The sequence below is a fragment of the Pseudomonas sp. DF5 genome (assembly GCF_058148225.1).
On the sequence record NZ_JBYVYM010000013.1, the window covers coordinates 143,035 to 167,368 of the forward strand.

Consider the following 24,334-nt stretch of genomic DNA (forward strand, 5'->3'; position numbering starts at 1 on the left):
TTTACGGCAACAAAATCACCTTGTCACCGCTGCCCTGATTCACCTCGGCATACCGTTCCAGCCCCTTGGCCAACGGCGATTCAACTAGCCCTTCCGGCAACGGCAACAGGCCCTGATCGAAAAAGTTTCCGAACTGTTCGAGCATCGCCGCACACGCCTGAACCCCGTACAGCAACGAATTGATCCCCACCACCGAACCGCCCTTGCGATACAGCGCCAAGGCCGGCAACTGCACATGCCCATCCGCCGGCGCGGCGATGATTGCGATGCGACCGAACGCGGCCAGCGCCGGGACCGAGGCCGGTAGCCAGAAACCGGTGGTGTCGAAGATCACGTCGGCGCCGCCGGCATACACGGCGTTGACCTGTGCCCCCAGCTCTTCGGGCTTATCCAGTTGCAGCGTCTGATAACCCTGAGCCTGCAAATCCTTGACCTGCTCCGGCCGCCGCGCCGCCGCCAGCACCTGGGCGCCCCGGACTTTGGCCAGCGCCAATGCTGCGCTGCCCACCGCCCCGCCGCCGATCACCAACAACCGCGTTCCGGTCGTGACAAGACTGCGTTCCAGCGCATCCCACGCCGTGGTGTACGGCACACCGAGGCTGGCGGCCTGGGCAAAGCTCAGATGCGTCGGCTTCAGCGCCACGCCATTGGCCGGCAGTTTGACGAATTGCGCGTGGGAACCGTCGGCAAAGAAGCCCAGCTCCCGGCCGGTGCCCCAGACTTCCTGGCCGATCAGCGCCTGCGGGCCTTCGACGACGATACCGGCGAAATCACGCCCGGGAATCCGCGGCAACGTGGTGTAGGGAAAGCGCCCCAGTACGTTTTTCACATCACTGGGATTGAGGCCCGCCGCCTTGATCTGGACCAGCACTTCGTCAGCGCCGGGAACGGGGGTGGGCACCTCAACGTAGCGCAGGGCCGAGAGGTCGCCGGTTTTGTCGAATTGCAGTGCTTTCATGGGCATTTCCACCAAATGGATAAGAGGTTTCAGGAGATCCAGCCCGCCACCAGTTGCCGGCCCAAGGGCCACAACTGCTCACCGGCGAGCATGCCCAGCAGACCCACCAGCGCGATGGCCGGTGGTGCGGGGGAACGAAAATCCAGCGCGCCATAGAGCAGGCCGACGCCCAGACCGATACCCAACGAGATAAGGTAGTTCATGACAGACTCCGTGGCATAAGGGGGTATGCGCAGAGTCTAGAGAGAGGTCGCCACGGACGTCGGCCAAGTACTTCTGAATGTCGGCCAAAGTGCTTTTTACGCAGTGCCGCCCCGTTGCTGGCTCACGCAAAACTGCGAAGGCGCGACGCCCAGTTCCCGGCGGAACATGTCGCTGAAGCTGCTCGGCGAATAACCCAGCTCCCGGGCAATCGTGCTGACCGGTACACCCTGAATCAATTCAGCCGCCGCGGTCGCCAGTTGCACCTGCCGCCGCCACTCGGCGAAGCCCATGCCCAAACCGTCCTTGAACAAGCGCGCCAGGGTACGCACGCTGGCACCGGCATTTTCGGCGTGCTGCTCGAAGGGAATGTCCAGCGACGGTGAGGCCATGACCGCCTGACACAGGTTCATCAGTCGCCGGTCGGAATCGTCCGGCAGCGGTATTTTCAGCAATGAACGTCGGGCGCGCTTGAGCTCCAGCAAGGCCAGGCCGACCAGCGCGTCGTAGTAATCCGGGGCACCGTCGTCGCCCTGCTCCACCAGCCCGACGATCAGTTCGCGCAGCAAGCCGCCGACTTCAATCACTTGCACACTGTCGTCCAGTGTCGCCGCCAACGACGGCCGCAGGTAGATATTGCGCATCTGCAAGTCGGAGACCACGCGAATCCCGTGCGGCACACCCGGCGGCAGCCAGACCGCCCGTTGTGGCGGCACCACCAGCGCTTCATGGGGAGTCTCGACCCACATCACACCGCTCATCGCGTACAGCAACTGGCCCCAGACGTGCTCATGAGGCTCGATATACAAACCACGCGGGTAAGTACGTGCCAGCGGTTGCACGGGCACATCGGTATCGCTTAAATCAGGCGGTGCGGCCTTGGCCATAGGCTAGGATCATTGAGGGGAAAGGCTCCATGGTAGCGAGGCGTGCAGTGTGTCGCCAGTCACTGTAACCGACTTACAATCCGACTGAATTTTTCGCGCGCCTCGCGATCCCTCTATTACAACAGGGAGGAATACAGGCTTTATGAACAACGCAAAACTTTTCGTTATTGAATACACCCTTCACGGCAAGCCCAAGTCTTTCATCATCCGCCTGGACAAAATGGACAATGCAGAGGCTTGGCACTGGGCAAGTTGCGACGCCGGCGTAGGCCGGATCCCGCGCTTTGGCCGTGAGCGGGTGCAAAAAACCAGCAAACCAATGGCGGAAAAATTCGGCGTCGAGAATGTGACCTGGAGGCCGACGAGTTGAGCTTTGAAAGGGAAGGTAAATATTCAAACTGAAAGTGGAGCCGCAGCGGCTCCACTTTTTTTGGGTGAGCGGTCAGTGCTTAGCACACTTGCAGCCTTTGGTGGAGCATTCCTCGCCGTGCTCGTGATGTTTGGCGCAGGCGTCACAGCAATAGTGCTTGCCATGACGCACGATGGGGTGATCACCCAGTTTGCAGGAGCATTTCGGGCAGTCGCAGGTACCGTTGCTCATGAGTCTGACTCCATGGTTAGGGTCGTCCGGGTGCCGCGGGTGCGCGGCACCTGAAGCAAATGACCGCCCTTTGCAGAAACTGGTTCAAACAGATGCCTGGACGGTGTTCGCTTACTATTGAGGGTAGTCGCGATGGGGCTCCCCCGTAGCAGCAGCCGAGCCCGCGAGGCTGCGTTCGGCTGCGATAGCAGTCGCAAAACCTGTCACCGCGTTCTTTCAGTTAAAAGGTATTGACTGAATTACGACTGCTTCGCAGCCGAACGCAGCCTCGCGGGCTCGGCAGCTGCTACAGATCGCAAAACTCTCTCAGCGACATCACTCAAATACGGAATTGCCCAACCAATTGCCCCAGGCGCTGACCGAGATCGGCCAGGCTGCGCGAGGTTTGTGCGCCGCGCTGGGTCTCGTCGGCGACGCTGTCCACCGCCACGGCGATCTGGTGCACGCTGCGGTTGATCTCTTCGGCCACGGCGGTTTGCTCTTCGGCGGCGCTGGCGATCTGCGCGTTCATCGAGTTGATGGTGCCGATCAACTGGGCCATGGCGTCCAGCGACGCCCCGGCCTCGTTGGCCTGGGCCGATGTGCCGTCGCCGGCCTCGCTGGAGCGGCGCATGGACTCGACCGCCGATTGGGTGCCGGCCTGCAAGCGGTCGATCATGCCCTGGATTTCCTGGGTACTGATTTGCGTGCGACTGGCCAACGCCCGCACTTCATCGGCAACCACCGCAAAACCACGTCCGGCCTCACCGGCGCGGGCTGCTTCAATGGCGGCGTTGAGCGCCAGCAGGTTGGTCTGCTCGGCAATCGAACGGATCACCCCGAGCACGCTGACAATCGACGACACGTCTTTTTGCAGGCTGTCGAGGGACACGCCGCTGCTGCGAATGTCGTTCACCAGTGCATGAATCTTCACGATGCTGCCGGCCACCACGCGCTTGGCGGCCTGGCCTTCTTCGTCGGTCTGCTGGGCAGCGACCGCGGCGTTTTGCGCGCTCTTGGCCACTTCCTGGGCCGCCGCCGACATTTGGTTGATCGCCGTGGCCACCTGATCGGTCTCGTGACGCTGGCGCTCCATGGCCTGATCCGAGCGTTGGGCCTGATCGGACACCTGATTCACCAGTCCGGTCAGTTGCGAGGTCATTTCGGTGATCTGCCGCACCAGGCCGTGGATCTTGTCGACGAAACGGTTGAACGAGCCGGCCAGTTCGCCGAGTTCATCCTGGCTGGTGATGGTCAGGCGCCGGGTCAGGTCGCCCTCGCCCGCCGCGATGTCGTCGAGGTTGGCTTTCATCAGGTTCAGCGGACGCAAAATGGTGTTGGCCAGCAACATCCCGGCCGCGGCGATCACCAGCAGCACCACCACGGCAATCCCGACAATGCTCAGCACCACGCCTTGCATGCGATCCTGGACCTTGGCCTCGACCAGCGCTACTTGTGCTTCGATGCCGTCGAGGTTGACCGAGGTGCCGACCGCCATGTCCCACTTCGACAGGTATTCGGTGTAGCCGAGCTTGGGCACCAGCACTTGGCTGTTGCCAGGCAACGGTGAGCTGTATTGCAGATAGTGGGTCCCGTCCTTGGCGACTTTCACCAGGTCGCGGTTGACGTAGACGCCGTTCGGGTCGCGGTTGTCCTTGAAGCTCTGGCCCACGCCTTCGGGGCTGTTGGCCTTGAACAGGCGCACGGTGTTGGAATCGTAGCCGAAGAAGTAGCCGTCCTTGCCGTAGGTGATACTCGACAGCAACTTGATCACCTGCGCCCGTGCCGCGTCATCGCCGGGAGCGGCGGCGTCGTAGAGCGGTTTAATCGTGGTCATGGCCACGGCAACGTAGCTTTGCAGGGTGGCCTTGGCATCGCTGAGCAGGCGCTGACGGGTTTCCTCGACTTCCTTGCGGGCCTGCTCTTGCAGGATGAACAGCGTGGTCAGGCTGATCACCAGCGCAAAGAGCAACACCGGGAGGACGGCAAGGGACAGGACTTTGGCCTTCAAGCTCATGCGCATGACGTTCACTCTTTTGATTTTATTGGCGTGGTTAAAGGCTATAACGGCAGGCCAGATCAAAAGTTGAACGCAGTACTTGTGGGAGCGGGCTTGCTCGCGAAGGCGGAATGTCAGTCACATGAATGCTGGATGTGCTACCGCCTTCGCGAGCAAGCCCGCTCCCACAGGGTCAGAGGTGTTACAGAACCATCGCCGCCACCCAACCGAACGCCAGCAACGGCAGGTTGTAGTGCAGGAAGGTCGGGACCACGGTGTCCCAGATGTGATGATGCTGGCCGTCGATGTTCAGACCGGAGGTCGGGCCCAGGGTCGAGTCCGACGCCGGTGAACCGGCATCGCCCAGCGCGCCGGCAGTGCCGACGATGCACACGATGGCGATCGGGCTGAAGCCCAGTTGCACACACAACGGCACGAAAATCGCCGCCAGAATCGGTACGGTGGAAAACGACGAGCCGATGCCCATGGTCACCAACAGGCCCACCAGCAGCATCAACAGCGCCCCGATGCCTTTGCTGTGGTCGATCCACGAGGCCGAGGACTCCACCAGTGTCTGCACATGACCGGTGGCTTTCATCACTTCGGCAAAACCGGACGCGGCGATCATGATGAAGCCGATCATCGCCATCATCTTCATGCCTTCGGTGAACAGGTCGTCGGTTTCACGCCACTTGACGATGCCCGACGCCGAAAAAATCAGGAAGCCCACCAGCGCGCCGATAATCATCGAGTCCAGCAACAGCTGAATAATGAACGCCACGACAATCGCCAGACCGGCGACCATTAGGCTCAAGGGGTTGTACTGCACCGCGACCTGTTCGACTTGCTCGATCTTCTCCAGGTCGTAAACGCGCTTCTTGCGGTAGCTGATGAAGGCTGCCGCGAGGCCAAACACCATGCCCAGCGCCGGAATGCCCATCGCATGGGTGACATTGATACCGCTGATGTCCACGCCGCTACGGGCGACGTTGGCCAACAGGATTTCATTGAGGAAGATGTTGCCGAAGCCCACGGGCAGGAACATGTACGGCGTGATCAGCCCGAAGGTCATCACGCAGGCGATCAACCGCCGGTCCAGTTGCAGTTTGGTCAGCACATATAAAAGAGGCGGCACCAGCAACGGGATAAAGGCGATATGAATCGGCAAAATGTTCTGCGAGGCGATGGCCACCACCCATAGCAAACCGATCAGCAGCCATTTGACATGGCCGCCACCGTTGGCGTGCTGGCGATCGACCATGGCCAAGGCTTTGTCCGCCAGGGCGTGGGCCAGGCCGGACTTGGCAATGGCCACCGCAAATGCGCCGAGCAAGGCGTAGGACAACGCCACCGTCGCCCCGCCACCGAGGCCGCTGTTGAAGGCTTTGAGGGTCGCTTCGATGCCCAGACCACCGGTCAAACCACCGACCAGCGCGCCCACAATCAGCGCGATTACCACATGCACGCGGGACAGGCTGAGTATCAGCATGATGCCGACCGCGGCAATTACTGCATTAATCATCGTTACCTCAAGGCAAGCGGAAAGAGTCCGGCCGGCAGTGCGCACAAGCGCGGCCAGCGGATTGAAGAGAGGGTTTTATTAGAGGGCGCGCACTGTGCCGCAGCATCGTCCCCTTGTCAAAGCGCACGCCCATTGATTGCGTCTCTCCTGTGGCGAAGGAGCTTGCTCCCGTTCGGCTGCGAAGCAGTCGTAAAACCTGCCGATGCGGGCTGTCTGACTAGATGCTGGGGGGCCGCTTCGCGACCCAACGGGAGCAAGCTCCCTCGCCACAGGCCCCTTCACCACATAGGTTGCAGTGATCGGGATTGGTTATTCAGCCTGCGACATAAAGAAAGCCGAATCACGGCCGCTACAGTGCAAAGTCTCAGATATTTATCGAATAAAAGGACGTTCCCATGTCGCTCAGACACCTTTCCATTCAATGGAAAATCACCCTGTTGGCCGGGCTCTGCCTGGCGGGCATCGTGACCCTGCTGGTAGGGCTTTCGCTGTATCGCATGGAGCACAGCTCGGCGCTGGTGAAGGCCTCGAGCATGGAAATGCTCACCGAGGCCGCCCAGGCGCGCATCGAATCCCAGGGTGAAGTGCAGGCGCTGGGAATTCGTCAGCAGTTCATGGACGCCTATCAATATGGCCATGGCTTTTCGCGGCAGGTGCTGTTTTTGCGCGATCAGGCCGAGAAGCGCTTTCTCGATGCCTTCGACCTGCGTGAAGACCTGACCCGGCAGGTCAAGTCGGCCCTGCAGGCCAACCCGGACCTGCTCGGCCTGTCGCTGGTGTTCGAGGCTAATGCGCTGGACGGCAAGGACAATCTGTTCGCCGGTCAGGCGGAGCTGGGCAGTAACGACAAGGGCCGTTTCGCCCTGTACTGGTCGCAACCGACACCCGGCAAAGTGACCTCCATGGCCCTGCCGGAAAGCGACATGGCCGACACCAGCACCGGCCCCAGCGGCGAACCGGCCAACGCCTGGTTCACCTGCCCGCGCACTACGCTCAAGCCTTGCGTGATCGAACCCTACTTCTATGTGATCGACGGCCAGAACGTGCTGATGACCAGCATCGTGTTCCCGCTGATGGTCAACGGCAAAGTCATCGCCTCGCTGTCGGTGGACATCAATCTCAACAGCCTGCAAGCGATCAGCCAGAGCGCCAGCAAGAAACTCTATGACGGCCAGACCAGCGTCAGCATCGTCAGCCCGGTCGGTTTGCTGGCCGGCTACAGCCCGGACGCCAGCAAGCTCAGCCAGCGCCTCGACGCCGTGGACACCAGCAACGGCGCCGAACTGCTGCGCCGGCTCGCCGCCAGCAGCAAGACCGAGAGCCTGCACAGCAACCAGCAACTGAAAGTGCTGTCGCCGTTCCAACCGATTCCCGGTGGCAAATCCTGGGGCGTGTTGCTCGACGTACCGGAGAAGGTGCTGGTCGGCCCCGCCGAAGCGTTGAAAAAACAACTCGACGACAGCAACGCCGCCGGCACCCTGGTTGAACTGTGCCTGGGTGTACTGGCGGCGCTCGTCGGTTTGTTACTGGTGTGGCTGATGGCCCGCAGCGTGACCAAACCGATCCTCGGCGTGGCCCGCATGCTGGAAGACATTGCCAGCGGCGAAGGCGACCTGACCCGGCGTCTGGGTTACGACAAAAAAGATGAACTGGGCCAGTTGGCCGGCTGGTTCAACCGCTTCCTCGACAAGCTGCAACCGATCATCGCCCAAGTGAAACGCTCGGTGCAGGACGCCCGTAGCACGGCGGACCAATCGTCCGCCATCGCCACCCAGACCAGCGCCGGCATGGAACAGCAATACCGCCAGGTCGACCAAGTGGCCACCGCCTCCCATGAAATGAGCGCCACCGCCCAGGACGTCGCCCGCAGCGCCGCGCAGGCGGCACAAGCAGCACGCGATGCCGATCAGGCCACCCGTCAGGGCTTGACCGTGATCGACCGCACCACCACCAGCATCGACCACCTCGCCGCCGACATGAGCGCAGCCATGGTGCAGGTCGAAGGCCTGGCGGCGAACAACGAGAAAATCGGTTCGGTGCTGGAGGTGATTCGCGCCATTGCCGAGCAGACCAACCTCTTGGCGCTGAATGCCGCCATTGAAGCCGCCCGGGCCGGTGATGCAGGACGTGGTTTCGCCGTGGTCGCCGATGAAGTGCGCAACCTGGCGCGACGTACTCAGGAATCCGTGGAGGAAACCCGTCAGGTGATCGAGCAATTGCAGGACGGAACCCAGGATGTGGTGAGCTCGATGAACAACAGCCATCGCCAGGCTCAGGGCAGTGTCGAACAGGTGGGTCAGGCGGTGACGGCGTTGCGGCAGATTGGAGACGCAGTGACGGTGATCAGCGACATGAACCTGCAGATTGCCAGTGCGGCGGAAGAGCAAAGCGCGGTGGCCGAGGAAATCAATAACAACGTGGCGACCATTCGGGACGTGACCGAATCGCTGTCGGGGCAAGCCAATGAATCGGCGCGGGTGAGTCAGTCGCTTAACAGCCTGGCGAATCAGCAGCAGAGCTTGATGGACCAGTTTCGCGTGTGACCTGACACCTGTGGCGAGGGAGCTTGCTCCCTAGCCACAGGTAACCTGCACCCTTCAGTGCGGGGTCAGCGTTTGGGCAGTTCGATCATCACTTTCAACCCGCCCCACTCGCTTTCCTCCAACCTCAACACCCCGCCCCACGCGTCGACGATGTCACGCACGATACCCAATCCCAACCCATGACCATCGGTCTGCTCATCCAGACGGGTGCCGCGACTGAATACCTGATCACGCTGGTCTTCGGGAATCCCCGGTCCATCGTCTTCCACGCTCAACTGAAAAACTTCAGCCGTTTCAACCACGCTTAACCGAACCTGCGCATCCGCCCATTTGCAGGCGTTGTCCAGCAGGTTGCCCAGCAACTCCAACAGATCTTCGCGATCCCACGGCAGTTGCAAACCAGCCGGTGAGCGGTAGCTCAGGTCGAGGTGTTCGCCGTGAATCATGTTCAACGTGGCCAGCAACCCCGGCAACTCGGCATCGCAATCGAACAACGCCCCCGGCAGTGCATCGCCGGACAATCGGGCGCGATTGAGTTCGCGATTGAGTCGTTGCTGGACCTGTTCCAGTTGCGCCTGCATGACTTTGCGCAGTTCCGGGTGAGCATCGAGTTTTTCGTTTGAAGCCAGGCTCAACAATACCGCCATCGGGGTTTTCAACGCATGGCCAAGGTTGCCCAGAGCATTGCGCGAGCGCTTGAGGCTGTCTTCGGTGTGGGCCAGTAAATGGTTGATCTGCGCCACCAGCGGTTCCAGCTCCACCGGCACGGCTTCGTCGAGTTGCGAGCGCTGGCCCTGCTGCAACTGGGCAATTTGCTCGCGGGCCTTTTCCAGCGGGCGCAAGGCGCGGCGCACGGTGATCCGTTGCAACAGCAAAATCAGCAACAGCCCCGCCAGCCCCAACCCGAGACCGACTTGTTGCATGCGACAGAAACTCTCGCGCACCGGCGTGTAGTCCTGGGCGACGCTGATGGAAATCGCCTGGCCCAGCCGCCGGTAGTCCGAACGCAGCACCAGCAACTGCTGCCCTTCCGGCCCCAGTTGCAGGTTGCTGTTCAGGCCCGGGTGTTCGAGCCGCGGCAGGTCCTGATCCCATAACGAGCGGGAGCGCCAATGGCTGTCGGCAAAGTCGATACGAAAATAGTGCCCGGAAAACGGGCGCTGATAGGCCGGCGACAGATGTCGCTCATCCAGCTGCAACCCCTGTGGGCCGCGCACCAGCGCCACCAGCAGGTTTTCACTGTCGTTGCGCAACCCGGCTTCGAGGTAGCGCTGCAAACCCATTTCGAACAGCCACAGGCTGGTTTGCGCCAGCACCAGGCCGACGATCACCATCACGCTGATCAGGCCCAGGCTCAAGCGACGCTGGATCGACCTCACTGGGCTTGCCCGCCGAACAGGTAACCCTGACCGCGACGGGTTTCGATCACGCTGCGGCCGAGCTTGCGGCGCAGGTGGTTGACGTGGACTTCTAGCACGTTGGAGTCGCGCTCGGTTTCACCGTCGTAGAGGTGTTCGGCGAGGTGGTTTTTGGAAAGGATCTGTTCGGGGTGCAGCATGAAATAGCGCAGCAGGCGAAATTCGGCGGCAGTGAGCTGGATGTCGGCGCCGTCGCGGGTCACGCACTGACGACCTTCATCCAGGTGCAGGCCGGCAGCCTTGAGCATCGGCTGATTGGCCTGGCCGTGGGAGCGGCGCAACAATGCCTGAATGCGCAGGTGCAGTTCTTCCGGGTGGAAGGGTTTGTTCAGGTAATCGTCGGCGCCGGCCTTGAGGCCTTCGATCCGCTCGGCCCAGGAACCGCGCGCGGTGAGAATCAGCACCGGCGTGGCCAAGCCACCGGCCCGCCACTGCGCCAGCACCTCAAGCCCCGGCAAACCCGGCAGGCCGAGGTCGAGGATGATCAGGTCATAAGGCTCGCTGCTGCCCTGGTACACCGCATCGCGGCCGTCGGCCAGCCAGTCCACGGCGTAACCCTGCCGGTTGAGGCCAGCCATCAATTCGTCGGCCAGCGGCACATGGTCTTCCACCAGGAGCAAACGCATCGATCAATCTTCCTTGTCTTTCAGCACGTGGCCGGTGGTGGCATCGACGTCCAGCTCGCGCACCACGCCTTCGGCGGTCAGCAGCTCGACTTCATAAACATAGACGTCGTGTTTTTCTTCAAGCTCGGCTTCCAGCAACTTGGCCCCGGGATAGCGGTCCAGCGCTTGCTGCAAGAGCTGCTCCAGCGGCAGGATCACGCCCTGTTGGCGCAGGCGCAGGGCTTCGTCCTGATCCAGGTCGCGGGCCACGGTTACCGAGCAAAAAGCCAGAAGCACCAGCGCCATGCTTGAAAATGAAAGCACCTTCATTACGTATCCTGATGATCCTTGAGAACCTGCCCGCTGACCGCATCCAATTCCATATCCCACTCAATGCCTTGCGGGTCGCGCAGTTCCATCTGGTATTTGTACTTGCCGTACTCTTCTGCAAGCTCGGTTCCGGTGATGGTCGAGCCGGGGTGTTTGGCCAGAGCGGTGGCGTTGAGCTTCTCGAAAGACACAATGGTACCAGCGTCGCGCAGCCTCAGGGTTTCGTCGGGGCCCAGGTCGCGGGCATGAGCGAGGCTGGCGGTCAGGCAGATGAGGGACGCGGTGAACAGGGCAGTCAGGATTTTCATGGGGTGGCTCCGTATTTTCTTATGTGTTGCTACGAGGCGACCTTAGCGATTCGAACTTAATTGAAACTGAATTGCCATCACTGATGGTCTCAATGCGCCATCACGGACAAGCACAAAACCTGTGGGAGCAGGCTTGCTCGCGAAGGCTGCTTAACATTCAACAAACATGTCGACGGTTACACCGCTTTCGCGAGCGAGCCTGCTCCCACATAATCCCCGTTCGTCAGACATCGAGACCGGTATGACCGCTATCCACATCAAGTTCCCTGCCCTGACCCTCAAGGCCGGTCCGCGTGCTCTGGCGCGCATCCGTGCCAACGGCTTGAGCGCTGCCGATGTGGGCACGTTGCCGGGCGCCGCCGGTGGCCCGAAAGCGCTGGGGATTCAGGGTCTGGACCTGGCGCTGTTTGGCGAATGGTTGCCGGCGGCGCCCCGGGAGCGTTCGCTGATCGGCGCCTCGGTGGGTTCCTGGCGGTTCGCCAGTGCCTGCCTGCCGGATGCCGCCGAAGGCATCCGCCGCCTCGGCCATCTGTACACCGAGCAGAACTTCGCCAAGGGCGTGACCATGGCGCAGATCAGCCAGAGCTCCCGGCGCATGCTCAATGACTTGCTCGACAGCCACGATGCCGCAATTCTGGATAACGCCCACTACCGCCTGAACATCATGGTGGTCAAAAGCCACGGCCTGTTGGCGGACGATCATCGCGGCCGGTTGGGGCTGGGCCTGTCGTCGGTGATCGCCGACAACCTGCGCGGTCGCGCACGGCTGTCGCGGCACTTCGAGCGGCTGATCATCCACGACCCGCGCCAGGCGCCACCGGTCAATGCGCTGAATGACTTCCCGTCGCGCTTCATCTCACTGAATGCCGGCAACCTGCGCCAGGCCCTGCTGGCCTCGGGTTCGATCCCGATGTTCATGCAAGGCGTACGCGACTTGCCGGGGGCCGGCGCGGGGACGTTCCGCGACGGCGGTCTGCTGGACTATCACCTCGACCTGCCCTACAGCGGCAACGACATCGTGTTGTATCCGCACTTCACCGACCGGGTGATCCCCGGCTGGTTCGACAAGACGCTGCCATGGCGCCGCGCCTGCCCCGAGCGCCTGCAGGATGTTCTGCTGCTGGCACCGTCGAAGGAATACCTGGCACGCCTGCCCTACGGCAAACTGCCGGACCGCAACGACTTCAAGCGCTTCATGGGCGATGCCCCGAGCCGGCAGAAGTATTGGCGCGCGACGATGGATGAAAGCCGTCGTCTGGGCGATGAGTTCCTCGAACTGACCGCCAACGGTCGCCTCGGCGAGCGCTTGCTGACCCTTTAGTCAGTGTTTTGCCCGGAGCTCTGGTAAACTCGCCACCTGCCCACATCGCCGCGGCGATCGCCACCTGAAAGAGCTGAACATCACTGTGGAAATCTTCAAAGAATTTACCTTCGAATCCGCCCATCGCCTGCCCCACGTACCGGACGGCCACAAGTGCGGCCGCCTGCACGGTCATTCGTTCAAAGTGGCGATTCACCTGAGCGGCGACCTCGATCCGCACACCGGCTGGATCCGCGATTTCTCGGAAATCAAAGAAATCTTCAAGCCGCTCTACGAGCGCCTCGACCACAACTACCTGAACGACATTCCCGGCCTGGAAAACCCGACCAGCGAAGTGCTGGCCAAGTGGATCTGGAATGAGTTGAAGCCATTGTTGCCGGAACTCAGCGCGATCCGCATCCACGAGACCTGCACCAGCGGTTGCATCTATCGCGGTGAGTAAACAGCCTGAAGCAACGCAAATCCCTGTGGCGAGGGGGCTTGCCCCCTCGCCACAGGGCTCCTACCAGGAAAATGCGTTTCGTCAGTGAATAGAGAAACAGCCTTCAATGGCTGTTTTTTTATGCCTATGCTTTTGGGCTCGCACACGCCAAGAGGACGCACCCATGACTGACTGGCCGCTGGCTCAGACCTATCGTTTCAACGGGCACTCCGTTCGCTACGCCGTACGTGGCGACGGCCCGCCGCTGGTGTTCGTGCACGGCACGCCCTTCTCTTCTCATGTGTGGCACCGGATCGCACCGCACTTCATCACCACGCACCGGGTGCATTACTTCGATTTGCTGGGTTACGGGCAGTCCGCACAGCCGGACGGCGATGTGTCCCTGGGCGTGCAAAACCAACTGTTGGCGCAATTGCTGGAACACTGGGGCTTGGAACGGCCAGACGTGGTGGCTCACGATTTCGGCGGCGCCACTGCGTTGCGCGCGCATCTGCTCAATGGCAAGGATTACCGCAGCCTGACGCTGATCGACCCGGTGGCGCTGTCGCCATGGGGTTCGCCGTTCGTGCAGCATGTGCGTCAGCATGAAGCGGCGTTCAGCGGCCTGCCCGATTACATTCAGCGGGCGATTGTGCCGGCCTACATTCGTGGCGCGATCAAGCGCGAGATTTCCGATCAGGAGCTGGCGCCCTACGTGCTGCCTTGGCTGGGTGATTCGGGGCAAGCGGCGTTCTATCGGCAGATCGCGCAGATGGATGAACGCTATACCCGCGAGATCGAAACGCTGTACCCGACGATTCGCTGCCCGGTGCAGATTCTCTGGGGGGAAGACGATCAGTGGATTCCCATTGAGCGTGGCCGGGCATTGCATCAGATGATTGCGGGGTCGCAGTTTCATCCCGTTGCGAATGCCGGGCATCTGGTGCAGGAGGATGCACCGGAGGCGATCATGGCGGCGATATTGCGGTTTCTGCCGTTGGCACAGAACGCCTGATTGACGGAGACCCTGTGGCGAGGGGGCTTTGTGACTACCTGATTGCTGCGTCCCAATTTGAACCACAGCCGCACTGCTTTCGTGCCCCTCTTCAGGCCAAATCCGCCTGCTCGTCTATAAATAACAACACCCTCGCGCCATTGGCACGAGCACTGCAACACCCTCGCGTCCCCATCCAGCAAGGAACGCCACATGACGCAGAACGATCCGGGCAACGACTATCCCCTCAGCGAAGTCCCGATGCATGCCCGCAAGGGGCTCGCCTCCACGGCCATGGTGCTGCTGGGTTTTACTTTCTTCACAGCGACTATGTTTGCCGGCGGCAAGCTGGGGGTGGCGTTCAGTTTCGGCGAGATGCTGACGGTGATCATCGTCGGCAACCTGCTGCTGGGAATCTACGCCGCCGGGCTTGGCTACATCGCCTTCATAAGCGGCCTCAATTCGGTGTTGATGGGCCGTTTCTGCTTCGGCGAAGTGGGCAGCAAGCTCAGCGACCTGATCCTCGGCTTCACCCAGATCGGCTGGTACGCCTGGGGCACCGCGACCGCCGCCGTGGTACTCGGCAAATATTTCGAACTGAATGAAAGCACCGTTCTGGGGCTGATGGTCCTGTTCGGCCTGGGCTTTTGCGCCACAGCGTATATCGGCTATCGCGGGCTGGAGATTCTGTCGTACATCGCCGTACCCGCCATGATGTTGTTGCTGATGCTGTCGATGTGGGTCGCGACGGTGAAAGTCGGCGGGCTCGAGGGTTTGCTCGCGGTGGTGCCGACAGCAACACTGGACTGGTCGACCGCGATTACCCTGGTGTTCGGCACCTTTGTCAGCGGTGCGACGCAAGCGACCAACTGGACACGTTTCTCCCGGTCGGCGCGGGTCGCAGTGCTGGCGAGCCTGATCGGCTTTTTCATCGGCAATGGCCTGATGGTGCTGATCGGTGCCTATGGCGCGATCGTCTATCAGCAACCGGACGTGGTCGAAGTGCTGTTGCTGCAAGGTTTCGCCATGGCCGCGATGGCGATGCTGCTGCTTAATATCTGGAGCACCCAGGACAACACCATCTACAACTTCGCCGTCGCCGGCTGCAATCTGTTACGCACCGGCCGGCGCAAAACCGTGACCCTGGCCGGCGCGGTGCTCGGCACGCTGCTGGCGCTGCTGGGCATGTACGACATGCTGGTGCCTTACCTGATTCTGCTGGGCACGGTGATTCCGCCGATTGGCGGAGTGATCATGGCGGATTTCTTCTTCCGCCATCGTGGTCAATACCCGCGCCTGGCCGATGCCCGGTTGCCGGCATTCAACTGGCCAGGCCTGAGCGCTTATGCAGTCGGCACCGTCGCGGCATTCAGCTCCCCGTGGGTCGCGCCACTGGTAGGGATCGCCGCTGCCGCGCTAACGTATGTGTTATTGACCGGCGTACTGGGTGCCCGTACCGCCGAAGCACCACTACAAGATCTATAAAAGGACTCGCCTGATGCACATCATCAACGCCCGCCTGCGCAACCAAGAAGGCCTGCATGAGTTGCACCTGGAAAACGGCCTGATTCACAGCATCGCCCGGCAAACCGAAGCCCCGTCACTGGGACCTGACGATCTGGATGCCGGCGGTAATCTGGTGGTGCCGCCCTTCGTCGAACCGCACATTCACCTCGATGCCACCCTGACGGCCGGCGAACCGCGCTGGAACATGAGCGGCACGCTGTTCGAAGGCATCGAGTGCTGGGGCGAGCGCAAGGCCACCATCACTCAGGAAGACACCAAAGCACGCGCTAAAAAAACCATCCAGACCCTCGCCGCCCACGGCATTCAGCACGTGCGCACCCACGTCGATGTCACCGACCCGGAACTGATCGCGCTCAAGGCGATGCTCGAAGTCCGCGAGGAAAGCCGCCACCTGATCGACCTGCAAATCGTCGCGTTCCCCCAGGAAGGCATCGAGTCGTACCGCAATGGTCGGGAGTTGATGGAAGAAGCGATCCGCCTGGGCGCCGATGTGGTCGGGGGCATTCCGCATTTCGAATACACCCGGGACCAGGGCGTGAGCTCGGTGAAGTTCCTGATGGACCTGGCCGAACGCACGGGCTGTCTGGTGGATGTGCATTGCGATGAAACCGACGACCCGCACTCACGCTTCCTTGAAGTGCTGGCCGAAGAGGCCCGCAGCCGCGACATGGGCTCGCGCGTCACCGCCAGCCACACCACGGCGATGGGCTCCTACGACAACGCCTACTGCGCCAAGCTCTTTCGACTGCTCGGGCATTCGGGGATCAGTTTTGTTTCTTGCCCCACCGAAAGCATTCACCTGCAAGGCCGCTTCGACAACTTCCCGAAACGCCGTGGCGTGACTCGCGTGAATGAGTTGCTCGAAGCGGGGATGAACGTGTGTTTCGGTCAGGACTCGATCGTCGACCCGTGGTATCCGCTGGGCAATGGCAACATCCTGCGGGTGCTCGAGGCCGGTTTGCACATCTGCCACATGCTCGGTTATCGCAATTTGCAGAGTGCGCTGGACCTGGTCACGGACAACAGTGCCAAGGCGATGAACCTGGGCGATCGCTACGGGTTGGAACGGGGCCGACCGGCGAATCTGCTGATTCTGTCGGCGGACAGCGATTACGAAGTGATCCGCAGCCAGGGCCTGCCGCTGTATTCGATTCGCGGGGGCAAGGTGTTGATGAAGCGGCAGATGCCGGTGGTTGAGTGGGCGGATCGGCCCTGAATCTTCGCTGACCGTTCGGGCGTCATCGCGAGCAGGCTCGCGATGACAGTCTTAAAATCACCCCATCAACCGCGCCGTCCCAAACAACCTGACCCGACTCAATTCGCCCTCCCGTTCTTCCAGCAGAATCGGCGCCGTGCCGCCGGGCATGACCACTTTCACAGCCCCGGCCGCCACCCACCCCACTCGCCACGCCGCGCACGCCACCGCACTGGCGCTGGTGCCCGACGACTCGGTCGGTCCTTCGCCACGCTCGAACACCCGCGCAACGATTCGCCCTTCGGATTCAAGCATCGCCCATTGCAGGTTCACCCCGGCCTCACACGGCAGTCCTGCCCCGGTTGGCGTGGCGTAAGCGATGCGGGTCAATCCGTCGGACAACCCCGGCTCACGCATCTGCGCATTACTGGGCAACGCATCGGCGCCTGTCACCAGCGTCACACAATGGGGATTACCGATGCGCACGAACTGGCTGCGGTTCCAGGCTGGATCGAGCGCAGACAATGGCCGCACATGACTGATTTCACGACCATTCAACGTCACCGGTTCAACCCCTTGTGCAGCGACCGCTTCCGGCCCGAACGAAGGCTGCCCCAAGTCCAGCCAGAACCCTTGCACACCATCGATTTCGGCGGGTTTCACCGAAGTCGCCACTGGCGAGAGCGCATCGCGCTTGTCGTGATGAACCCTGAGCAAGCAAGCCTCCTCCCTCGGCATCAGCCCTTGTTCTATCAGGGCCTGGGAAAAAATCGTCAGACCATTGCCACTGCGCTCGGCCAGGCTTCCATCGGTGTTGACGATCAACAGGTCAAACGGCGGCGAAGATTGAAACGGCCCCACCAGCAAGCCATCGCAACGATGCGCCTTGCTGCCGGGCGGTTGTGTCCCGGGAGCCCAGCCGCAGAATGCCTCGATGGCAGACAACGCCCAGGCCTCACGGGTTTGCGCGGCGTGGCTGGCCTGTTCAGGCAGGTCGATACCGCTACCGCGCACATTGTCCGGCGCAACCACTACGTAGATATTCCCTCGTGCATCGTACATCCGCGTCATGGTTCCCCCTTGCATGAACAATTGAAACGTCGACGATATCGCGAAACAGTCGCTGGCTGTGCAAGGATGTCACCCTGCCTGCTGCTGCCCCACCCGAACGTGGTGATCGAACCCTTTGCGGTTGTTCACTGTCCTTTGGGGACGCGACGTTTTTTGCCAAGGATCGATATGACCAGCCTCAACACCCAAGCCGCCTTCGTCCCCGGACGTCTGGAACAGATGTCCACGCGCATCGCCTTTTTCATCGCCGGTTTCGGCATCGCGGCCTGGGCGCCGCTGGTGCCTTACGCCAAGGCACGGGCCGGGCTGGATGAAGGCACCCTCGGGCTGTTGCTGTTGTGTCTGGGCGGGGGTTCGATTCTGGCGATGCCCATGGCCGGGATTCTGGCGACGCGTTTCGGCTGCCGTCGGGTGTTGAGCGGCGGCACCTTGTTGATCTGCGCGGCGCTGCCGCTGTTGGCGACGGTGTCTTCGATTCCGGCGTTGATCGCGGCGTTGTTCATGTTCGGCGCCGGCCTGGGCACGGTGGATTCGACGGTGAACCTGCAAGCGGTGATCGTCGAGCGGGCCAGCGGCAAGACCTTGATGTCGGGCTTTCATGGGCTGTTCAGCCTCGGCGGGATCGTCGGCGCGGCGGGGGTCAGCGCCCTGCTCGGGTTGGGTTTTTCGCCGCTGGGGGCGATGTTGGTGGTGATCGTGGTGCTCGTGCTGGCATTGCTTAAAGCCGCGCCGCACCTGCTGCCTTACGGCAGTGAAAGCTCCGGCCCGGCGTTTGCCGTGCCCCATGGCATCGTGCTGTTTATCGGCGGGATGTGCTTCATCGTGTTTCTGGCCGAAGGCGCGGCACTCGACTGGAGCGCGGTGTTCCTGGCGCAGGAGCGCGGGATCGACACCGCGTATGCCGGGTTGGGTTATGCGGCATTTGCGCTGACCATGACACTCGGGCGCTTGACCGGTGACAGGATCGTTCGGCGTCTTGGTTATACGCGCGTGATTGTGTTCGGTGGGCTGACGGCTGCGACAGGTCTGGCGCTGGCGACATTCGCACCGACGTGGGAGGCAGCGCTGGTGGGTTATGCATTACTCGGGGCTGGCTGCTCGAACATTGTGCCGGTGCTGTACACCGCCGTCGGCAAACAGACCGTCATGCCCGAAAGCATTGCCGTGCCGGCCATTACCACGTTGGGCTATGCCGGGATTCTCGCCGGACCTGCGGTGATCGGCTTCATCGCCCATGGCAGCAGTTTGAGTTTTGCCTTTGGGTTGATGGCGGTGTTGCTGGTGGCCGTGGCGATTGGCGGCAAAGTGTTGAAGGTTTAAAGGCTTCGCGGGCAAGCCCGCTCTCACAGGGTATGTGCAAGGCTCCCCAGCGATAGAAACGTCCGGCACCAGACGACCGGTAGCAAAAACCCATTGTCACTGAATATTACCTACGTCATATTACATCCATAATAAAGCCTCGTTTTCCACAGGTATTTCTCCATGACCAGCATGCCCAGCCTCGAACCCGACCTTGCCGTCGCAGCGACCCCACCCAAGCCTCCCCTGCTGAAACGGCTGGTGCTGCTGACGGCAGCCATCGCAGCCCTGGTATTTATCGGGCTGTACGCGAACCATTGGTGGACTGCCGGGCGCTTCATTGAAGAAACCGACGATGCCTACATTGGTGGCGACGTCACGGTGATTGGCCCGAAGGTTGCCGGCTATATCGAAGAAGTGCTGGTGACCGACAACCAGAGGGTCAAGGCCGGCGATGTGCTGATCCGGATCGACGCCCGTGACTATCGCGCCAACTTGGCCAAGGCTGAAGGCGCGGTGGCCGCTGAAGAAGCGTTGCTCGCCAACCTCGACGCCACCGAACAACTGCAACACGCGGTGATCGGCCAGGCCCGCGCCGGTATCGATGCCGCGGGCGCCGAAACCGCGCGCTCGCGGGACGACAATGCCCGCTACAAACGCCTGGTGGGCAGCAATGCCGTCTCGGTGGAAAGCGCGCAACGGGCCGACGCTACCTTCAAGACGGCCCAGGCGCAGAGTGCCCGGGCCCAGGCCGAACTGCTGGCCGCGCAACGCCAGTTGAACGTGATCGAAACCCAGAAACAACAAGCCCGTGCCGCATTGGTACAGGCGCGGGCCGAGCGTGATCTGGCGCAGTTGAACGTCGGCTATACCGAGTTGAAAGCCCCCGTCGATGGCGTGATCGGCAATCGCCGGGCGCGGGTCGGCGCTTATGCCCAGGCCGGTTCGCAACTGTTGTCGGTGGTGCCGGCCAGCGGGCTGTGGGTCGATGCCAATTTCAAGGAAGATCAGCTAGCGCGGATGACGCCGGGCCAACGTGTGATCGTGCATGCCGACGTGCTCAAGGGGCGTGAATTCCACGGGCATCTGGACAGCCTGGCGCCGGCCAGCGGTTCGCAGTTCAGCGTGCTGCCACCGGAAAACGCCACCGGTAACTTCACCAAAATCGTCCAGCGGGTGCCGGTGCGGATCCTGCTCGACCCGGCGGATGGCGTACTCGGTCATCTGCGTCCAGGCCTGTCGGTGACTGCCGAAGTGGACACCCGCGCCGAGCCTGAAGCGCAAACCCCAACCGTGGCCAGCGCGCCATGAGCCGCGCCCTCGCCGCCCCCGCGCAACCGTTCAACGCCGCCAACATGGCGACGGCGACCAAGGTGTTCGCCTTCGCCACGATGTGCATCGGCATGTTCATTGCGCTGCTGGATATCCAGATCGTCTCGGCGTCGCTGCGTGACATCGGCGGCGGGCTCTCGGCCGGCACCGACGAAACTGCCTGGGTGCAGACCAGTTACCTAATCGCCGAAATCATCGTGATTCCGCTGTCGGGCTGGTTGTCCCGGGTGTTCTCGACCCGTTGGTTGTTCTGCGCCTCGGCGATTGGCTTCACCCTGGCCAGCCTGCTCTGCGGCGTGGCCTGGAACATCCAGAGCATGATCGCCTTCCGCGCCCTGCAAGGGTTTCTCGGTGGCTCGATGATTCCGCTGGTGTTCACCACCGCCTTCTTTTTCTTCACCGGCAAGCAACGGGTGATCGCCGCTGCAACCATCGGCGCCGTGGCCTCGCTGGCACCGACATTGGGGCCGGTCATCGGTGGCTGGATCACTGACATTTCGTCCTGGCACTGGCTGTTTTACATCAACCTGGTACCGGGGATTTTCGTTGCGGTGGCGGTGCCGATGCTGGTGAAAATCGACCAGCCGGAATTGTCGCTGCTCAAAGGCGCCGACTACCTGAGCATGCTGTTCATGGCGGTGTTTCTCGGTTGCCTGGAATACACCCTCGAAGAAGGCCCGCGCTGGAACTGGTTCAGCGACAGCACAATTCTGACCACCGCGTGGATCAGCGGCCTGGCGGGTTTGGCCTTCATCGGTCGAACCTTGCACGTGGCCAATCCGATCGTCGATCTGCGCGCCTTGAAGGACCGCAACTTCGCCCTCGGCTGCTTCTTTTCGTTCGTTACGGGGATCGGCCTGTTCGCGACGATTTACCTGACGCCGCTGTTTCTCGGCCGGGTGCGTGGCTACAGCGCGCTGGACATTGGCCTGGCGGTTTTTTCCACCGGGGTGTTCCAGATCATGGCGATTCCGCTGTACGCCTTTCTGGCCAATCGCATCGACCTGCGCTGGATCATGATGACCGGCCTTGGGCTGTTCGCCCTGTCGATGTGGGATTTCAGCCCGATCACCCATGACTGGGGGGCTAGAGAATTGATGCTGCCGCAAGCCTTGCGCGGGATCGCGCAACAACTGGCGGTGCCGCCGGCGGTGACCCTGACCCTTGGCGGGTTGGCACCGGCGCGGCTCAAACATGCTTCGGGGTTATTTAACCTGATGCGTAACCTTGGCGGCGCGATGGGGATCGCCGCGTGCGCGACGATTCTCAATGACCGCACCAACCTGCACTTCACCCGGTTGGCGGAGAACCTCAACAGCACTAACGAAGCACTCAATCAGTGGCTGTCCCAGGTCGGCCATAACTTCGCCGCCCTCGGCCAGAGCGGTGACATCGGCCTCACCGCCAGCCTGCGTCAGCTGTGGCTGCTGACGTATCGCGAAGCGCAGACACAAACCTACGGCGACGCGTTCCTGATGATCATGGTCTGCTTCATTCTCGCCACGGCGATGGTGCCCCTGATGCGCAAGGTGCAACCACCGGCCGCGCCGAGCGCCGATGCTCATTGAGCCCGGCGGCTCCTCAAAAAGTCAGGCCTGAGGCATCTTGCGGAAGCCCACGGCCAGGCGGTTCCAGCTGTTGATGGTGGAAATCGCCACAGTCAGGTCGACCATTTCCTTGGGGCTGAACTCGGCGCTGAGCAGCGCATAGTCTTCGTCCGGCGCGTGGGTCAGGCTCACTTGGGTCATGGACTCAGTCCAGGCCAGTGCGGCGCGCTCGCGATTGGTGAAAAACGGTGCCTCGCGCCAGGCGGTCACGGCGAACAGCCGGCGTGGCGTTTCCCCATCCTTCATGGCATCGGCAGTGTGCATGTCGATGCAGAAGGCGCAGCCGTTGATCTGCGACGCACGCAGCTTCACCAGTTCAATCAGCGACTTTTCCAGGGGCAGTTTCGAGACAGCGGCTTCAAGGGCCATCATGGCTTTGAAGGCGTCTGGGGAGGCAGTGTAGAAATCGATACGGGTTTGCATGGCGAGCTCCAATCACAATGGGTGTTGGCGCTACGTTAATGCGGACCTGAGGTTGAACAAATAGCCAATTATTGGGAAGTTGAGGATGCCAATAGACCAGAAGAAATTCAGAGAGGGTGCCGACGCCTTCGCGAGCAAGCCCGCTCCCACATTTTGATCTTTGCCGAACACCGAACTTGTGTTCACTGAAGATCCGATGTGGGAGCGGGCTTGCTCGCGAAGGCGTCAGAATGGGCAATACAAAAACACCGGGCTACCCATGGCTACGGCTGCGCAACCACTGCAAAAACCCTTTTTTCTCCACCACCTTGGGTGTTTCCTGACTCAGCGCCTGAGCCTTGTTCAAGCGGAAATCCAGCAACGCCTTCATCGCTTCACCGATGTCATGCCGCGCATCCAGGCACGGCTGGAGGTATTCCCTTTCGATCCGGTACAAGCTGCAGTTCGTCTTGGCTTTAAAATCCGCCGGCATCGCCATATCGGACAAAATCCCGCCCTCGCCGATCACCTCTCCCGGCCCCATGCGCCCGCTTTCGATCTTGACCCCGCCGCGGCTCAGCTCCACCGACACGACGCCGGATTCAATGATGAACAGATGATCGCTGACCTCCCCCGCTGGCAGGATCATTTCTCCGGCGCGGAAGGTTTGCAGCTTCATGTTCTGACTGAAGGTTTCTTTCTCTTCCTGACGCAGGGTCGAGAAGATGCTCGAACTGTCCAGCAACGCCCGCTGCCGTGACAACACAGCAGGAGCGTTGGGCTCGACGTTCGACAACAGGATCACGCCGGACGCCTGCAAGTGCCGGAACGCCAGGTCGAACAGCAGATTGCGCACCATGCGTTTCTGATCCATGGAGACCACGAAGCCGCTGATTTCATATTCCACGCCGGTGCTGCCGGAGCTTTTCAATGCCACGCACGGTGCCGGTTTATCCAACAGAAAGCGGCACCCCTGCATGGCCCGTTCCAGGGCATCGATCACCGTTTGCGGACGCGCGTGAGGGCTCACTTGCAAACTGATCGAGACGCCGAAAATATCGCTGGGCCGGCTGAAATTGATGATCTTGGCCTTGGCCGCCAGGGAGTTGGGAATCACCGCCATGCTGCCTTGGGAAGTTTGCAGACGTGTGGCGCGCCAATCGATATCGGTGACCCGACCTTCGGTGCCATCGATGGAGATCCAGTCACCCAGTTGATAGGGTTTGGTGGTGTTCAGGACGATCCCGGAAAACACGTCGCTGAGGGTACTTTGCAAGGCCAGGCCGACGACGATCGCCAACGCGCCGGATGTCGCCAGCACGCCCTTGACCGGCAATTCGAGCACGTACGCCAGGGCAGCAATGACCGCGATCAGGAAAATCACCGCGCCGAGCAAGTCCTGCAACAAGCGCCCGGTGTGCCCGACCCGTTGCATCATCACCGCGCCGAGCAACACCGTCAGGGTGCGCGCTGCGTAAAGCCACCAGCCGATCTGCAAACCGGTTGCCGCCAGGTGCAACGGCACATTGTCGGCCCAGGGCGCCGGTGCCATGGGGTTCAGGCCTTCGTTGAACAGCAGCACGCTGAACAACGCGAAGATCACCACCCGCGCGGCCAGTTTCCAGTTGCTGCTACTGGCCGTGATCAAGCGCCACAACATCAGATCGATCAGAATCAGGATCAGCGCGCTAAGCAACGGGTGATTGGTGAGCAGTGACAGCATCAAGCAACTCCAGCAAAGTCCAATGGCGTGAAGATCTCACAGATTGTAGGAGCTGGCGAAGCCTGCGATCTGCAAAACAGCACAAAACCAA

22 protein-coding genes and 3 pseudogenes are annotated in these 24,334 nt (G+C 61.5%); 11 read left to right on the forward strand and 14 right to left on the reverse strand.

What is annotated here, in order from left to right:
- Position 1: 1 nt before the first annotated feature.
- The 3 genes from AC30D7_RS14455 to AC30D7_RS14465 all read right to left on the reverse strand — a co-directional run bounded on the left by AC30D7_RS14455 (position 2) and on the right by AC30D7_RS14465 (position 2,046).
- Positions 2-958: a quinone oxidoreductase family protein gene (locus AC30D7_RS14455; RefSeq protein ID WP_490134515.1), complete on the reverse strand. Its 957-nt coding sequence runs from the start codon at positions 956-958 to the stop codon at positions 2-4.
- A 29-nt stretch (positions 959-987) separates the two neighbouring features.
- Complete coding sequence (locus AC30D7_RS14460) at positions 988-1,161, reverse strand: DUF1427 family protein (protein WP_007933035.1); 174 nt, start codon at positions 1,159-1,161, stop codon at positions 988-990.
- 96 nt (positions 1,162-1,257) lie between these two features.
- Positions 1,258-2,046, reverse strand: a complete 789-nt coding sequence (locus AC30D7_RS14465; protein WP_019579971.1) for an AraC family transcriptional regulator — start codon at positions 2,044-2,046, stop codon at positions 1,258-1,260.
- A gap of 142 nt (positions 2,047-2,188) precedes the next feature.
- On the opposite strand from AC30D7_RS14465, the gene AC30D7_RS14470 reads away from it, so the two are divergent.
- The gene (locus AC30D7_RS14470; protein WP_490134516.1) at positions 2,189-2,416 is read left to right on the forward strand and encodes a DUF6555 family protein; all 228 of its coding nucleotides are present in this window, start codon (positions 2,189-2,191) and stop codon (positions 2,414-2,416) included.
- Between the two features lie 72 nt (positions 2,417-2,488).
- Here the strand turns inward: AC30D7_RS14470 and AC30D7_RS14475 are convergent, their stop codons facing one another.
- The 4 genes and pseudogenes from AC30D7_RS14475 to AC30D7_RS14490 all read right to left on the reverse strand — a co-directional run bounded on the left by AC30D7_RS14475 (position 2,489) and on the right by AC30D7_RS14490 (position 6,144).
- Entirely contained in the window at positions 2,489-2,647 is a 159-nt protein-coding gene (locus tag AC30D7_RS14475; protein ID WP_490134517.1) for a metallothionein, read from the reverse strand.
- Between the two features lie 319 nt (positions 2,648-2,966).
- Entirely contained in the window at positions 2,967-3,788 is an 822-nt protein-coding gene (locus AC30D7_RS14480; RefSeq protein WP_370695268.1) for a methyl-accepting chemotaxis protein, read from the reverse strand.
- Between the two features lie 84 nt (positions 3,789-3,872).
- A pseudogene (locus AC30D7_RS14485) lies at positions 3,873-4,649 on the reverse strand (cache domain-containing protein); the annotation flags it as partial.
- Positions 4,650-4,827: 178 nt separating this feature from the next.
- On the reverse strand, positions 4,828-6,144 hold the full coding sequence (locus tag AC30D7_RS14490; RefSeq protein ID WP_490134531.1) for a Na+/H+ antiporter family protein: 1,317 nt from the start codon (positions 6,142-6,144) through the stop codon (positions 4,828-4,830).
- A 617-nt stretch (positions 6,145-6,761) separates the two neighbouring features.
- On the opposite strand from AC30D7_RS14490, the pseudogene AC30D7_RS14495 reads away from it, so the two are divergent.
- Both AC30D7_RS14495 and AC30D7_RS14500 read left to right on the forward strand, forming a co-directional pair.
- Positions 6,762-7,832 (forward strand): annotated as a pseudogene (locus AC30D7_RS14495) (cache domain-containing protein); the annotation flags it as partial.
- A gap of 312 nt (positions 7,833-8,144) precedes the next feature.
- Positions 8,145-8,690, forward strand: a pseudogene (locus AC30D7_RS14500) (methyl-accepting chemotaxis protein); the annotation flags it as partial.
- Between the two features lie 65 nt (positions 8,691-8,755).
- Here AC30D7_RS14500 and AC30D7_RS14505 read toward each other — a convergent pair.
- From AC30D7_RS14505 to AC30D7_RS14520, 4 genes are read right to left on the reverse strand one after another with little or no spacing between them, the layout of a single operon-like run.
- Entirely contained in the window at positions 8,756-10,069 is a 1,314-nt protein-coding gene (locus AC30D7_RS14505) for a sensor histidine kinase (RefSeq protein ID WP_490134518.1), read from the reverse strand.
- A complete protein-coding gene (locus AC30D7_RS14510; RefSeq protein WP_490134519.1) occupies positions 10,066-10,734 on the reverse strand; it encodes a response regulator transcription factor in 669 nt (222 codons plus the stop codon). Before AC30D7_RS14510 ends, AC30D7_RS14505 begins: the two co-directional genes overlap by 4 nt.
- A 3-nt stretch (positions 10,735-10,737) precedes the next feature.
- Entirely contained in the window at positions 10,738-11,043 is a 306-nt protein-coding gene (locus AC30D7_RS14515) for a PepSY domain-containing protein (RefSeq protein ID WP_490134520.1), read from the reverse strand.
- A complete protein-coding gene (locus AC30D7_RS14520) occupies positions 11,043-11,351 on the reverse strand; it encodes a PepSY domain-containing protein (protein WP_349746446.1) in 309 nt (102 codons plus the stop codon). Before AC30D7_RS14520 ends, AC30D7_RS14515 begins: the two co-directional genes overlap by 1 nt.
- A 241-nt stretch (positions 11,352-11,592) precedes the next feature.
- Between AC30D7_RS14520 and AC30D7_RS14525 the strand changes: the two genes are divergently transcribed.
- From AC30D7_RS14525 to codA, 5 genes are all read left to right on the forward strand, one after another.
- Positions 11,593-12,672 carry a patatin-like phospholipase domain-containing protein gene (locus AC30D7_RS14525; protein WP_490134521.1) on the forward strand — a complete coding sequence of 360 codons (1,080 nt, stop codon included), beginning with the start codon at positions 11,593-11,595 and terminating at the stop codon, positions 12,670-12,672.
- Between the two features lie 85 nt (positions 12,673-12,757).
- Positions 12,758-13,114: a 6-carboxytetrahydropterin synthase QueD gene (gene queD, locus AC30D7_RS14530; protein WP_007933061.1), complete on the forward strand. Its 357-nt coding sequence runs from the start codon at positions 12,758-12,760 to the stop codon at positions 13,112-13,114.
- Positions 13,115-13,277: 163 nt separating this feature from the next.
- Entirely contained in the window at positions 13,278-14,108 is an 831-nt protein-coding gene (locus AC30D7_RS14535) for an alpha/beta fold hydrolase (protein WP_490134522.1), read from the forward strand.
- A 192-nt stretch (positions 14,109-14,300) separates the two neighbouring features.
- The gene (gene codB, locus AC30D7_RS14540; protein ID WP_490134523.1) at positions 14,301-15,572 is read left to right on the forward strand and encodes a cytosine permease; all 1,272 of its coding nucleotides are present in this window, start codon (positions 14,301-14,303) and stop codon (positions 15,570-15,572) included.
- 13 nt (positions 15,573-15,585) lie between these two features.
- Positions 15,586-16,830, forward strand: coding sequence for a cytosine deaminase (gene codA, locus AC30D7_RS14545; RefSeq protein WP_490134524.1), 1,245 nt, complete (start codon positions 15,586-15,588; stop codon positions 16,828-16,830).
- A gap of 57 nt (positions 16,831-16,887) precedes the next feature.
- Here the strand turns inward: codA and AC30D7_RS14550 are convergent, their stop codons facing one another.
- The gene (locus tag AC30D7_RS14550; RefSeq protein ID WP_490134525.1) at positions 16,888-17,880 is read right to left on the reverse strand and encodes a diaminopimelate epimerase; all 993 of its coding nucleotides are present in this window, start codon (positions 17,878-17,880) and stop codon (positions 16,888-16,890) included.
- 168 nt (positions 17,881-18,048) lie between these two features.
- On the opposite strand from AC30D7_RS14550, the gene AC30D7_RS14555 reads away from it, so the two are divergent.
- The 3 genes from AC30D7_RS14555 to AC30D7_RS14565 all read left to right on the forward strand — a co-directional run bounded on the left by AC30D7_RS14555 (position 18,049) and on the right by AC30D7_RS14565 (position 22,079).
- Entirely contained in the window at positions 18,049-19,200 is a 1,152-nt protein-coding gene (locus tag AC30D7_RS14555) for an MFS transporter (RefSeq protein WP_490134526.1), read from the forward strand.
- 162 nt (positions 19,201-19,362) lie between these two features.
- Positions 19,363-20,490 (forward strand): HlyD family secretion protein, encoded by a 1,128-nt coding sequence (locus tag AC30D7_RS14560; protein ID WP_019579956.1) that lies wholly within the window; start codon positions 19,363-19,365, stop codon positions 20,488-20,490.
- On the forward strand, positions 20,487-22,079 hold the full coding sequence (locus tag AC30D7_RS14565; protein WP_490134527.1) for a DHA2 family efflux MFS transporter permease subunit: 1,593 nt from the start codon (positions 20,487-20,489) through the stop codon (positions 22,077-22,079). Before AC30D7_RS14560 ends, AC30D7_RS14565 begins: the two co-directional genes overlap by 4 nt.
- Positions 22,080-22,100: 21 nt before the next feature.
- On the opposite strand, the gene AC30D7_RS14570 is transcribed toward AC30D7_RS14565, so the two are convergent.
- Together AC30D7_RS14570 and AC30D7_RS14575 are read right to left on the reverse strand one after the other, a co-directional pair.
- Positions 22,101-22,541, reverse strand: a complete 441-nt coding sequence (locus AC30D7_RS14570; RefSeq protein WP_490134528.1) for a carboxymuconolactone decarboxylase family protein — start codon at positions 22,539-22,541, stop codon at positions 22,101-22,103.
- Between the two features lie 253 nt (positions 22,542-22,794).
- Positions 22,795-24,243: a mechanosensitive ion channel domain-containing protein gene (locus tag AC30D7_RS14575; RefSeq protein WP_490134529.1), complete on the reverse strand. Its 1,449-nt coding sequence runs from the start codon at positions 24,241-24,243 to the stop codon at positions 22,795-22,797.
- Positions 24,244-24,334 lie beyond the last annotated feature (91 nt).